Genomic DNA, 13,084 nt, shown 5'->3' on the forward strand with positions numbered 1-13,084 from the left:
GGAATACAGTTTTTCGTGGATATTATATAAGCAGCGGAGGGAGTCTGAAAAAGTCGGATAACAATTCCGGTCGCATGTTTTCATGTGCCTATGATATTGTTTCAAGACTTTTTCAGTCTCCCTTTTTGCTTGTCATCCTGTACCTATTGCTTATTTTATAATGCGTAACATAATCTGAAAAAACAAACAAGGCCATGAGAGTTATCATAGAACCAAACTACCAACTGCTGTCGCAATGGGCGGCAAACCATGTCATAGGACTTATAAACGCCGCCAATCCGACGGAGGACAAGCCTTTCGTGCTCGGCCTGCCCACAGGCTCCTCACCGCTTGGCATGTACCAGGCACTTGTCCGTGCCTATCAGGACGGAATAGTATCGTTCCGCAACGTAATCACATTCAATATGGATGAGTATGTGGCCCTGCCCGAGTCGCATCCGGAAAGCTACCATTCTTTTATGCGGAAGAATTTTTTTGATCATGTCGACTGTCCGGAAGAAAACATTCATATACTCAACGGCAACGCCGAGGATCTTGAAGAAGAGTGCCGCATGTATGAGGATACCATTTTGAAATACGGAGGCATAGACCTCTTTGTAGGCGGAATAGGTCCCGATGGCCATATAGCGTTTAACGAGCCGGGGTCTTCTCTTTCGAGCCGCACGCGCATGAAAACACTTACCAGCGATACACGCATCGCCAACAGCCGTTTCTTCGGCGGCGACCCGGCAAACGTGCCGCAGTATGCCCTTACAGTCGGGGTGGGCACGGTGATGGATGCCCGTGAGGTTATGATACTGTGCAACGGTCATGCGAAGACACACGCGTTGCAGGCTGCCATTGAAGGGCCGGTGACCCACATGTGGACAGTAAGTGCCTTGCAGATGCACCGCCATGGTATAATTGTGTGCGACGATGCGTCATGTGACGAGTTGAAAGTTGCCACCTATCGTTATTTCAAGGAGAAAGAGCGCAACAATATATTGTGAAAGGGCTGAGTTGCGGAAAGGTAAAGAGGCAGGACACGGCGCTGTTTGGCATGGCATGATGGGCCGGACAGCAAAAAATGGAAATTGGAAGATATAACGAAGAGCATTTGAATATATGAAGCAGCAGTTCATATCGCTATTGAAAGCGACCGGGCGCAGGGGGATGGATACAGTCATCGACTATCTTGACAAAGGTGGTTTCTTTGAGGCGCCGGCATCGATCAACAGGCATCTCTGTCGCGATGGCGGACTGGCCGAACACTCTCTCAACGTATACCGCATGGCGATGATGCTCCGTGAGCAGACGGTGGCAATGCGTCCCGAGGTTGCCGACTCGCTGAAGGAGGACAGTGTGGTTATCGCATCCTTGCTTCATGATGTGTGCAAGTCGAATATATACAAGAAAGCCCAGAAGTGGCGCAAGGATACGCAGAACCGTTGGGAGCAGTATGACACCTATGAGGCCGATTACTCCCGCTTCCCGGCAGGCCATGGAGAGAAGTCGGTGATAATGTTGCTTCGTCTCGGTCTCGATCTTTCAAATGACGAAATTCTCGCCATCCGGTGGCATATGGGAGCGTGGAACCTGCCTTTCCAGAGCTATGAGGACAAGTGTAATATCTCCGAGGCCAACGAACATCCGCTCACTGCCATATTGCAGTCGGCCGATCTGTTGGCTTCCCATATCTTGGAGAGGTAGCGCTTCCTTTTTTTTGCCGAATACCAGTTTGATTTGTTGAATACGGCAGAATCTTTTGCTCAATGCTTCAAAACTTTTCATTAAACACGAAAGCAGCGCGATGCGGCGCCATCAATGTCGAAGGCTCTCAATCATGGTGCTTCCGTGTTTTATTGTAAGATACCGAAAATCAATGTTTGTTTGTTATAGCCTCGGCCACCGCATACCCCGTTGTCCATGCCGCTTGAAGGTTGAAACCGCCGGTAACGGCATCTATATCGAGCACCTCTCCTGCAAAATATAGTCCGGGGCATGTCTTGCATTCAAGTGTTTTTAGGTTGATATTGCTCAGAGCCACGCCACCGCATGTGACAAACTCTTCCTTGAACTTGTTTTTTCCGTCCATGTCGTATATGCTGTTTATCAAGGTGTCCGTCAGCTTATTATAGCTCTTGCGTGCCAGTTCGCCCCACCGTTGGTCGGGTTTTATGCCGCTGCGGAGCAGCAGATGTGTCCATAGTCGGGCGTTTAATCGGGTGGGGTATGCGTTTGAGAGGTGTTTCTGAGAGTTTTGGGCTGCCATGGCATACAACTCTTCGTGCACTTCGGCTTCGCTCATGTCGCCCATCCAGTTTATTGTCAGTCGTGCTTTATATCCAGTGGCGTTCAGTGTCCGTGCGGCGTACGATGACAATCGGAGTATCGCCGGTCCGCTCATGCCCCAGTGCGTTATCAGCAGCGGGCCGCCGGCTCTGTGCTTTGTGCCGGTGATTGCCACGGAAACGTCTTCCACCACCGTGCCTGTCATTGCGGTTATATCGTCTCCCGGCAGGCAGAAACTGAACAATGACGGTACCGGACTCTCTGTTTTCAGGCGTATCGGAGCCAGCATGTCAAGTCCGCAGGCCTTCGGACTGCCGCCGGTCGTCACCACAACCGTATCCGCCTCATGGATTGTATCGTCGTTTCCTGCATATATCCGTATCTTGTTTGCGTCAAGGTTTTCAGTCCGTTCTATACGTCTTACCCGGCAACCTGTTTTCAGTTCTATACCGTGGCTTCTCATGAGCCGTGTAAGCGTACCGACAATCTCCATGGCGTCCTGCGACTGCGGGAAAACGCAGCAATCGTCTTGTGTGACGAGCTTCACTCCCTCATCTTCAAACCACCGGTAAGCGTCTTTGTAGTCGAATGTATGGAAGAGCCTCTCCATCAGCCTGTGTCCTCTCGGATATACGGCCGGCATGCTCTTCACATGTTCGAACGAGTTTGTCAGGTTGCACCGTCCGCCGCCTGTTACGGCCACTTTCGCCAGCGGTTTACGTCCGCTTTCGTACACCGTTATCTCGGCGTCCGCCATTTTCCGTTTTATGTTTATTGCGGCGAAGCATCCCGCCGCTCCAGCTCCTATTATTGCTATGCGCATTCTTTATGTTTTCTTTTATATGTGTGCAAAGATACAACGCTTCGGTCTATTTGGCAAGGTCATGGCAGTAATATTATGGTATCGTGTAGGTTTTTTATATTACGGATTGTTTTTCTGATGTTGCGTGTTCTTTTCCCTGTTTCTCAATATTTTTCCGATATTGTCATGCCCCCATGCCATCAGGTTTTCCATGTGCGGGATAAATCCCTTCCCCAGCTCGGTGAGCGAGTATTCCACACGTGGCGGAACTTCCGGAAATACGTGCCTGTCGATCAGGCCGTCGGTTTCGAGGGTATGTAGTGTGGAGGAGAGCATTTTTTCGGAAATATCCGGTATCTGCCTGAATAGTTCGCCGAAGCGTATCGGAGCGCCTTGGCTTATTTTTATCAGAACCGCAAAATTCCACTTGTCGGAAAACCATTCGAGCACCGGTGATGCCGGACAGAATCCGTAGTCGAGCTTGTTTCGTTTGTTCATATTTTGCCTTTTTTCGATTTATATGATGCGAACCGTGACTGAAACCGTTTTTCGTCAATTGTTTACCCGGCTCGTCATGTCGCGACAATACATGTCCTTACATTGCAAAAATAGCAAGATTTTTTGGTTACGGACATTGTCTGCCGCAAAAATAATCGGATGAGTATTATATTTCGGTGGAATGCGGTTTTGTGATTAAGAAATTATATTACAAACGGCCGTTTATATTCCGGTTATTTTCAAATTGAAAATCCTGTGGGCGAAAATGTCACCGTATTTTGTGTTTTATACAACTATTTGTGTGTCAGTGTGATACAGGCGGTATGTCTTGATGGGATTATAAATATTCACTCTCGGACGAGTGTGAGGTCGCGTTTAGTATACTGATTGCATTGCGTTTAGTATCCCGTTGCTTTCCGTTTAGCCGCTAAACGCATTGCAATTAGTTGCCGAATGCGTTCCAACGGGATACTCGTTGCGGAAAAATCCTGTTTTCATTGCGGTATTTTTTGCCGTGTATCGTATTCAATCATGGTTTCGTATCGCTTTCGGCAAGCTGTTTCGATTAAAAAGAGGAACGTTTTTTTATGATATAATCATTACAGTATATTACGTTGGCGGCGTGTGTTTGAGTAAGCGATAGCAGTTTGACGCGATCCGTTTGTACATGTGTCACGATACCGACAATCATAAAAATAATTAATAATCGGCCGTATCATCATTCATAATCGTGTGGCGCTCAGCATTGCTTACTTCCCGGTAAGCGGCTTACGCCTTGGTGCGTTCTTGTGGCAATGAGGTAAAGCAGCTAACTTTGCCATCGTTTTTTTATTATCAAGAATATGGAACTATTACATTTCGACGGTCAGATATGGCGGCCGCCATACGAGGCAAACAGTCAGTTATTGCAGGTCACGTCGGGCTGCACGTGGCGTAAGTGTAAGTTTTGCAGCCTTTATCACGGCACGGATTTCCGTATGTCTCCGATGAGCGAGATTGAGGCCGACTTAGATGTTATATGCCGCTATCAGCCCGAGGCGCGGCGGGTGTTTCTCACCGGTGCCAATCCTTTTGCGCTTAGCTATGGCCGACTGTTCAGAATTGCCGAACTGATACGTCGCAGGTTGCCGTGGTGCGAATCTGTGGGTATGTTCGCCCGCATCACCGATATACGTCCGAAGACGGTGGATGAACTGAGAAACCTGCGCCATCTGCGGATAGACAATGTCAGTATCGGCACGGAGACGGGTGATGACAGTGTTTTGGCGAGGATGAACAAAGGCTATACGTCGTCCGACATCGTGGAGCAATGCCTCAAGCTCGAAGAGGCTGGTATCAAGTATAACCTCGTCTACATGACGGGGCTGGCGGGCATGGGCGGCTGTGTAGCAGGTGCCATGCGCACTGCCGAGGTGTTCAACCGTCTGCATCCGTATATCATAAACATTGTGTCGCTCACAGTTTTTGAGCAGTCGGAGCTTTATGCCGAATTGCGTGCCGGACTTTTTCATGAAGCGTCTGAGCGTGAGCGTCTCATAGAGTTGCGCACGCTGATAGAGCGTCTCACCGTTAGTGCCACCGTTCTCGGCAACACAGTGTCGAACATTCTGCCGGTCGTCGGGTTTCTTCCTGCCGATAAGGCAAGATTACTGGGAGAGATAGACGAGGCCATCGGGAAATGGGACGAGGATGATATGCGTAGGTATAGGGAGGGGATAGTGTCGCTATGATGCTTGTATGGCTGTGTGGCCTGTGTGCTACGGCATAATAAGACCGGCTTCATGGAAGCCGGCTCAAATGAGTATTACCGTCGGGTAATGCCGTTACGGAATGTTTCAGAACGGGAAAAGCAATGGCAGCAGGAACGTCATTGCTATTCCGATGACGAGCTGCAGGGGCAGACCCACTTTTACGTAGTCGGTAAACGTGTATTCGCCGGCGTGCATCACGAGTGCGTTAGGCGGTGTCGAGAACGGTGAGGCGAAACACATGCTTGCTCCGAGGGTCACGGCGAATAGCATGGGATAGGGGCTGATGCCTATTTCCTGTGCCGCCGTCATGGCTATGGGCGACATGAGTACGGCGGTGGCCGTGTTGCTTATGAACATCGTTAGCAGCGATGTGGTGAAGTAAATCCCGGCCAGAAGAACAGTGGGGCTCATGGAGCCGAGGGAAGACACGAGCGAGTGCGAGATGAGAGCCGACGTGCCTGTCTTTTCGAGTGCCACCGACATGGGCATCATAGCGGCGATGAGCACGATGCTCTCCCAGTTTATCGTCTTGTAAGCAGCCTCCACATTGCGGAAACATTCGGTGAGAACCATCAGCAGGCCGGCTGCCATCACTGCCGTCACGGGAGCTATCGGGATGAAGTCGAATACCATCGTGGCCACCATCGCGAGCATTATTATAGCGGCGAGCGGCGCTTTGTAGTTCAGTGTTACTTTCGAAGCCTGCTCCTCGGGCTGACCGAGCACCACCCAGTCTGTCTCCTGGTCATCGAGCTTCGATATGTTGCTCCACTTGCCTTGCACAAGCAGCACATCGCCCGATTGCAGTTTTTCATCAGGAAGCTCCGACTGTATATAACTGTCTCCACGTTTTATTCCCAGCACGTTGATGTCGTATCTCTCGCGGAATCCAGAGTTTTTCAACCGGCTGCCAATCAGTTTGGCCATCGGCATGAGCACAATCTCGGCTATTCCGATGTCGTAGAAGTCCATGTTGTTGCGGTCGAGGCGTTTCAGGTTGTTGTCTTTCGCGAACCTGTCCATAACAGCCGTGTCGCCCGTGAGGTATATGATATCTCCCTCGTTGAGTATGCTGTCAGGGCCGGCAAGGCTCTGCCTCACGTTGCGTATGAGTCCGCTTCGGTCCGTGCTCTCGCTGCGTATTTCAAGAATGGACAGTCCGTACACTCTTCTGAGGTTCAGTTCGGCTACCGTTTTACCCTTTACGGCCGATGAGGATTTAATCTTGTATCTGCGAAGAGTGCTTTCCAGCCTGTATTCCTTAACGAGTTCTTCAAGCGATTTGTGGTTGTTTGCGGCCTTGTCTGCCTCTCCTTTCTTTTTGTATAGGAACAGTTTGCTGAGCGGCAGCATTACCATTATGCCCACAGCAAGGCATATAAGGCCTACCGGCAGGAATGAAAAGAATTTCAGCGGAGCATATCCGGCACCCGTCAGAGCGTCTTGTATCACGAGGTTGGGCGGCGTACCGATAAGCGTAAGCATACCGCCGAGGCTGCTTGCGAATGCCAGAGGCATGAGAAGGCGTCCCGGTCTCATGCCGGCTTGCACCGCCATGCTCACCACTATGGGCATCATAAGGGCCACGGTGCCTGTGTTGCTGATGAAGGCGCCTATCACGGCAGTCACCACGACCACGAGAATGAACAGTTTTGTGTCGCTGCCGGCGGCGAGTTTCATTATCCGTTGGCTCGCGGCCTTTGCCAGACCGGTCTGTAATATTGCTCCTCCGACCACGAAAAGCCCGACCATCATTATAACCACGGTAGATGAAAAGCCCGAAAGAGCCTCTCCGGGTGTTAGTATTCCGGCAATAATCAGCGTGGTGAGAGCACATAGCGCTACTATGTCGGCCCTTATCCTGCCTGTCACGAAGAGTATTATCGTTGTTATAAGGATGATGAGTGTTATTGTCATTGGTGTCTCTGTTTTTTATATAATATATTGTTATTTGTTTTTTATCCGGTAGGGCTTTCGATTGTTGAAAAACAGAAATGCCTCACTGTATATTCTGGTTTCTGTTTTTATACGGTAGGCATTTCTGTTCTGTTTTGTTTGTAATACCCCTCTATATGGCTTGTTTTATTTTTTATATGCTTTGCCGGGAGTATTGCGTGCGGTTATTTACCGTCTTTGTTCTCTATGAGTTTTACGGCCGTAACGGTCATGTATGGCTTGACCTTCTCGTATGGTATCGTGAAGGAAGGCATGCCGGCGGCGTATGGTGCTATTTCGTATGGCTGGTATGTGAACCCTACACCTTTCTCTGTCAGGTATGGAGGGAATTGCGGTAACGGAAGGAAGTCTACGCTGTAATCGGTGATCAGTTGCTCTTTAAGTTCTTCATCGCTGATATCTTTGCCCTCGTTCTCCGCGAAATATTGTTTTAAACCGTCTTTTATAAGCGTCCTGAACTCTTCCGTACCGGTTCTTGTCAGCATTTCACTGCCGAAGCGACGACCGTCGCTCTTGCGGAACGTGGTGTTTGCCGAGCCGTGCATCCCGTGCGCACCTCCGGTGAAAGACTCGAAACTGCTTGCATAGGTGACAAACTTATCAGTCTCGTATATCTTTGATACCGACTTTGAATAGTATAAAGGAGCTTCGCTGTCTGTCTCGAATTCGGATGCCAACTTCTCTAATTCGGCCATTTCCCGTTTACAGTAGAATGCCACCATGGAGTCCGGATTGTCTGTCTTTCCGTCATACGTGCCGCCCATTTCCTCGCTGATATACTCGGTAATGATGTTTGTCAACGTCTTGTTTCCGTCTTTAGGAAAGTCTGCCTTTATGGTAACTTCCGCCGTTTTGCTTTTTTCGCTGAATGCTACGGAGTCGGTGGTAAGTTCGTTTTTACCTGTGCTATTGCTTCCGCACGCACTCAGGAATGCTGTTGCCAGTGTGAGAGTAATGAATTTTGATTTCATAAGCGTTATTGTTTTAATGAAAGAAGGCTGCCTGAAAAACCTTTCAGGCAGCCTTCTTTTCAGGTTATTCTTTCTGTGTGGGGTTATTATTCACCTTTGATGGCTGCTACACCCGGTAATACTTTACCCTCTATTGCTTCGAGCAACGCACCGCCACCGGTTGATATATAGCTTACTTTATCGGCCATGCCGAACTTGTTGATGCATGCAACCGAGTCGCCGCCGCCGATGAGCGAGAAAGCTCCGTCGGCCGTAGCCTTTGCAATGGCTTCCGCGATGGCCTTTGAACCGCCAGCGAAGTTGTCAAACTCGAATACTCCTGCCGGACCGTTCCATAGTATTGTCTTTGCGCCCTCTATGGCCTCGGCGAATTTCTTGCGTGTATCGGGACCGGCGTCCATGCCTTCCCATCCTTCGGGAATGTCGTCTACAGGGCATATCTGGGTGTTGGCGTCGTTGGAGAAGTTGTCGCCGGCGATGCAGTCTGTACCAAGTACGAGGTTAACGCCGTTTTCCTTGGCTTTCTTCATGATGTCGAGAGCCAGTTCCAACTTGTCGTTCTCGCATATCGAGTTACCTATCTTGCCGCCCTGAGCCTTTGCGAAAGTATATGTCATGCCGCCGCAGAGAATGAGGTTGTCTACCTTTCCGAGCAGGTTCTCTATGATTCCGATTTTCGTGGATACCTTAGAGCCGCCCATTATGGCTGTGAACGGACGCTTGATATTGCTTAGCACGTTGTCAACGGCGTTCACCTCTTTTTCCATCAGGTAGCCGAGCATCTTGTGGTCTGCGTCGAAATAGTCGGCGATTACGGCTGTGGAAGCGTGCTTGCGGTGAGCTGTTCCGAAAGCGTCCATCACGTAACAGTCGGCGTAGCTTGCGAGTGTCTTCGCAAAATCCTTCTGGCGGGTCTTCATTTCTTTCTTTGCCTCGTCGTATTCGGGTGTCCCTTTTTCCACGCCTACAGGCTTGCCTTCTTCCTCGGCATAGTAGCGCAGGTTTTCGAGCAGCAGCGCCTCGCCCGGTTTCAGGGCTGCGGCAGCGTCAGCAGCTTTTGCGCAATCGTCTGCGAACTTAACCTCAACACCAAGCGCTTCGGATACGTTCTTTACAATCTGGGAGAGTGAAAGCTCTTTCTTTACCTTGCCTTTGGGCTTGCCCATGTGGCTCATCATAATTAGCGCCCCGCCGTCTGATATTACTTTTTTCAGTGTGGGGAGTGCGCCGCGGATGCGGGTGTCGTCAGTTACATTGCCATTCTCGTCCAATGGCACATTGAAATCCACGCGTACGATTGCCTTTTTGCCGGCAAAGTTGAATTGATCGATATTCATAATTGCTTGTTTATAATAATTAAATATTTTCCACATTTAACTTCGAACTACAAAGTTAGTAAATTATATCAATAATGAATATCCGATGATTGCGATTTTATATATTTTTTGCGGCTTTGTCATTGAAATGTAATATGGACTTTGCAATATTGTATAAAAAACACTTTGTTTGTTTGGAGCGTTGTTTTTATTTTCCTATTTTTGCGTCTTTAAACAGTCAATAAACCATATATGAAAGATTCAGTGATAATAGTGAGTGGCGGAATGGACAGCGTCACCATGCTGCATGAGTACCGTGACCGCATAGCGGTAGGCATATCGTTTGATTACGGGAGCAACCATAACGCCCGTGAGATACCTTTTGCACGTATGCACTGTGAGAGGCTGGGGATAAAGCATATCGTGATAAGTCTTGATTTTATGAACAGATACTTCAAGAGCTCGCTGCTCGAAGGAGCCGATGCTGTTCCTGACGGGCACTATGCAGACGAGAACATGAAGTCTACCGTGGTGCCTTTCAGAAACGGAATAATGCTGTCCATTGCCGTCGGAATTGCCGAAAGTAATGGTCTGCGGTACGTGATGATGGCAAATCATGGTGGAGACCATTCCATATATCCCGATTGCCGCCGGGAATTCGTATGCGCTTTCGATGCCGCGGCAAAGGCCGGAACTTACGTCGGAGCCGGCATTCTCGCTCCGTATACCGGCATAACCAAGGCTGATATAGCGCGTAGGGGTAAAGAAATGGGGCTGGACTACTCTGAGACATGGTCGTGCTATAAAGGCGGTGATGTGCATTGCGGGCGTTGCGGCACGTGTGTTGAGCGGCGCGAGGCATTGGCCGAGGCCGGTATTGAGGATACCACGCCATACATGCAGGACTGAAAGTAGTAGCGGTACGGCATGAAAAAGCGAAGCCGCCGGATATTGTTTAAAGTAAGCTGATAAACATTTTACTTCCGGTGCTTCGCTTTTCTATTTATTCTCGGCCTTGTTCACGGCCGGGGTCTTGCTTTTCATTCAAGCCATGACTCCATGCGGTCTCTTGCGAACAGGTAATAGAACAGAAGTCCTACCCAGCTTGTGGAGACCAGAATGATGATGGCGACGATTCTTTTCCATAGCGAAACGTCATATCTTGCAATCTCAAAAGCGGCTCTGATGGTGAGTATCATACCGATGACCCAAATAATAAATCCTATCATAATACAGTTTTTTTTAATTGTTTGACATTTGTGTTATTAAACTCTTGAAGACTTTGAATCGTAAGGCTTCCGTTATTATAAGGCTTCCTTGACCTCTTTCTTGGTTTCGTTGTAACCTTTCTTTATGGTTTCTTTCGTCTTGTCGTAGCCTTTCTTCACGTTGTCTTTCGTGTCTTCCCAACCATCCTTGACGTTTTCTTTGGTGTCTTTCCAGTCTTCTTTGGCATTCTGCTTTGTTTTCTCCCAGTCTTTCTTCATCTTGTTGGAAGCCTTGTCGGCAGAATTCTCCATTCTCTCTATGGTGCAGTTTTCACGGCAGTTATCGTTTCCGTAACATTTATTGTCGTTGCCGCATGATGTCATGGCCGCCGTTGCGGCGAGTGCCATGACTGCTGAAAATATCTTTTTCATGGTTTTTTTATGTTTTTAATTGTTCATTACTGTTTTTATTTCTCTTCCTCATTGCAATATTTACACCATTGCATATCCTTGTCCGGAGTGGCCGACAACACTTCGTCACGGTGTTCTGCCGAGAGCTGCTCGTCTTTCTTGCGCATCTCTTTCTCTGTGCGCGACGTACCTTCCGGCTTACGGTCTACAAGACCGTTTGTCTTTCTCACCTCGTCGATGGGGTCGTCTATCCACAGCCATTCTTCGCCGAATTGGGTGCTCTTGCCTTCGTTCCACGGCCCTACGGCTTCGTCGCCTTTCGACAGTTTGAAGTGAAGGTTGCTGTATTTCGGAGATGTTTGCAATGCTCCCGGCGGGAAGTTAGGCTGTATTGTCTCCAATGCGGCCTCAAACTGCTGGTAGTGTGTCACCTCGCGTGTCATGAGGAACATAAGCGTCTCTCTTACCATCGGGTCGTCTGTCAGTTGCATGAGATTTTCGTAGCCTATTTTTGCACGTGCCTCTCCTGCCATGTTTGAGCGCAGGTCTACCGACAGATCGGCGTTTGCCGATACGTATGTGGCGTTCCACGGGTTTCCGTTACAGTCTGTCAGGGCGGGACTGCCCGGCGCACCCACCAGAAACTGAGGATTGGTGAAAGCCTGGTGTATGAGTTCCTCTTTTCCCTCCTTTCCGCGCATCATGCAGTTGAGCGGCATGGTCTCCACCGCGTCCTTCATCTTTCCGTTTACCGGGCCGAGTAGCATCTGTATGGTAGCGCCTACGATTTCGAGATGTCCGAACTCTTCGGTGGCTATATCCATGAGCATGTCATACTTGTCGGGATAAGGATTGTGACAACTGAAAGCCTGCACGAAGTATTGCAGTGCTGACTTTAACTCTCCGTTTGCTCCGCCGAAAGCTTCGAGCATCACTCTTGCAAACCGCGGATCTGGTTTTGATACTCTTGCGTTGAACTGCAAGTCTTTTACATGATAAAACATAAGCTAATGAATTTAAGTTGTTGATAATAAGTTAATCTGTCTCTTTCTGTGCCTGTCACTTAGCCTTTTTGGCTTTGGCTTGGCACTTTGGCTTTTCAGACTTGCAGGTTTCTTTCTGCTTATCGGTCTTACACTCTTTCTTCTTGTTGTCTTCCGCACACTTGGCGGTCTTGGTACAACTTTTTTTCTTTGTTTCCATAATACATGTCTTTTAAAAGTAAAACAAGACTCCCCTTTTTCTCTCATGCGCAGGGGAAGAGGCGCGTTATCCTGAGGTTTGATAAATCCGGTCGTTGTCCTGATTTGTTTGCAAATATATGAAGACAGTACGCAAAGAAAAAAATAATATACCATTTATTCAGTACTATTAAACCCCATTAAATTAAAAAAGTTTTATACGGGGAGTATATTTATAATTAACGTGAATATGAAAGTTTTTTTGACATATTTTTGCCTTATACATTCTTGATTCCGTTTTCCACTCTCAGTAAGGATGATTTAATGCTGTTGTATCTTATTTATAAATGGGTGCGGAAACTTAGTATGTCCGGATGACAATAAAGAATAATATTTACAAAAGGTCATTCATATTTAGGTTATTTGAAAATTAAGATGCGGAGGCCGCAAATATCGCCGTATTTCAGCGTTTTATGCAATATGTTGTATATCAATGTTATACGAGAAATGTTTGTTGCTCGCACTCCTTGCATTCCGCTTTTTGAAAGTCCTGGTTTGCGTTTAGTATACTGATTGCGTTGCGTTTAGCGTCCCGTTGCTCTTCGTTTAGCCGCTAAACGGAGAGCAATCGGCAGCCGAACGGATTCCATTTAGACACCCGTAGCAGGAAATCAGGCGAATTTCGGTGGTAAGATCAAGGCCCTATCGTATTGTGTATC

13 protein-coding genes are annotated in these 13,084 nt (G+C 48.3%); 4 read left to right on the forward strand and 9 right to left on the reverse strand.

Going from position 1 to position 13,084, the window contains the following annotated elements; genetic code table 11:
* Positions 1 to 194: 194 nt before the first annotated feature.
* Complete coding sequence (gene nagB / locus HPS53_RS04220; protein ID WP_172204590.1) at positions 195 to 989, forward strand: glucosamine-6-phosphate deaminase; 795 nt, start codon at positions 195 to 197, stop codon at positions 987 to 989.
* Positions 990 to 1,104: 115 nt separating this feature from the next.
* Complete coding sequence (locus HPS53_RS04225; protein ID WP_172204592.1) at positions 1,105 to 1,689, forward strand: HD domain-containing protein; 585 nt, start codon at positions 1,105 to 1,107, stop codon at positions 1,687 to 1,689.
* 169 nt (positions 1,690 to 1,858) lie between these two features.
* Here HPS53_RS04225 and HPS53_RS04230 read toward each other — a convergent pair whose 3' ends face one another.
* Both HPS53_RS04230 and HPS53_RS04235 read right to left on the reverse strand, forming a co-directional pair.
* Positions 1,859 to 3,094 (reverse strand): aminoacetone oxidase family FAD-binding enzyme, encoded by a 1,236-nt coding sequence (locus HPS53_RS04230; RefSeq protein ID WP_172204594.1) that lies wholly within the window; start codon positions 3,092 to 3,094, stop codon positions 1,859 to 1,861.
* A 99-nt stretch (positions 3,095 to 3,193) separates the two neighbouring features.
* On the reverse strand, positions 3,194 to 3,571 hold the full coding sequence (locus HPS53_RS04235) for a helix-turn-helix domain-containing protein (protein WP_104370383.1): 378 nt from the start codon (positions 3,569 to 3,571) through the stop codon (positions 3,194 to 3,196).
* Between the two features lie 842 nt (positions 3,572 to 4,413).
* Between HPS53_RS04235 and HPS53_RS04240 the strand changes: the two genes are divergently transcribed.
* Positions 4,414 to 5,301, forward strand: a complete 888-nt coding sequence (locus HPS53_RS04240; protein WP_104370384.1) for a radical SAM protein — start codon at positions 4,414 to 4,416, stop codon at positions 5,299 to 5,301.
* Positions 5,302 to 5,406: 105 nt separating this feature from the next.
* Here the strand turns inward: HPS53_RS04240 and HPS53_RS04245 are convergent, their stop codons facing one another.
* The 3 genes from HPS53_RS04245 to pgk form a co-directional block, all read right to left on the reverse strand.
* Complete coding sequence (locus tag HPS53_RS04245; protein WP_104370385.1) at positions 5,407 to 7,239, reverse strand: SLC13 family permease; 1,833 nt, start codon at positions 7,237 to 7,239, stop codon at positions 5,407 to 5,409.
* A 203-nt stretch (positions 7,240 to 7,442) separates the two neighbouring features.
* Complete coding sequence (locus HPS53_RS04250; protein WP_104370386.1) at positions 7,443 to 8,249, reverse strand: DUF3298 and DUF4163 domain-containing protein; 807 nt, start codon at positions 8,247 to 8,249, stop codon at positions 7,443 to 7,445.
* 86 nt (positions 8,250 to 8,335) lie between these two features.
* Positions 8,336 to 9,586: a phosphoglycerate kinase gene (gene pgk / locus HPS53_RS04255; protein WP_104370406.1), complete on the reverse strand. Its 1,251-nt coding sequence runs from the start codon at positions 9,584 to 9,586 to the stop codon at positions 8,336 to 8,338.
* Positions 9,587 to 9,817: 231 nt separating this feature from the next.
* Between pgk and queC the strand changes: the two genes are divergently transcribed.
* Positions 9,818 to 10,474: a 7-cyano-7-deazaguanine synthase QueC gene (gene queC, locus HPS53_RS04260; protein ID WP_104370387.1), complete on the forward strand. Its 657-nt coding sequence runs from the start codon at positions 9,818 to 9,820 to the stop codon at positions 10,472 to 10,474.
* 131 nt (positions 10,475 to 10,605) lie between these two features.
* On the opposite strand, the gene HPS53_RS04265 is transcribed toward queC, so the two are convergent.
* The 4 genes from HPS53_RS04265 to HPS53_RS04280 form a co-directional block, all read right to left on the reverse strand.
* The gene (locus tag HPS53_RS04265) at positions 10,606 to 10,794 is read right to left on the reverse strand and encodes a hypothetical protein (protein ID WP_104370388.1); all 189 of its coding nucleotides are present in this window, start codon (positions 10,792 to 10,794) and stop codon (positions 10,606 to 10,608) included.
* A 75-nt stretch (positions 10,795 to 10,869) separates the two neighbouring features.
* Entirely contained in the window at positions 10,870 to 11,205 is a 336-nt protein-coding gene (locus tag HPS53_RS04270; RefSeq protein WP_172204596.1) for a hypothetical protein, read from the reverse strand.
* Between the two features lie 35 nt (positions 11,206 to 11,240).
* Complete coding sequence (locus tag HPS53_RS04275; RefSeq protein WP_104370390.1) at positions 11,241 to 12,188, reverse strand: manganese catalase family protein; 948 nt, start codon at positions 12,186 to 12,188, stop codon at positions 11,241 to 11,243.
* 55 nt (positions 12,189 to 12,243) lie between these two features.
* The gene (locus HPS53_RS04280; protein WP_158249618.1) at positions 12,244 to 12,387 is read right to left on the reverse strand and encodes a hypothetical protein; all 144 of its coding nucleotides are present in this window, start codon (positions 12,385 to 12,387) and stop codon (positions 12,244 to 12,246) included.
* Positions 12,388 to 13,084 lie beyond the last annotated feature (697 nt).

The organism is Prevotella sp. PTAC (assembly GCF_013166535.1).
Taxonomy (GTDB): domain Bacteria; phylum Bacteroidota; class Bacteroidia; order Bacteroidales; family Bacteroidaceae; genus Prevotella.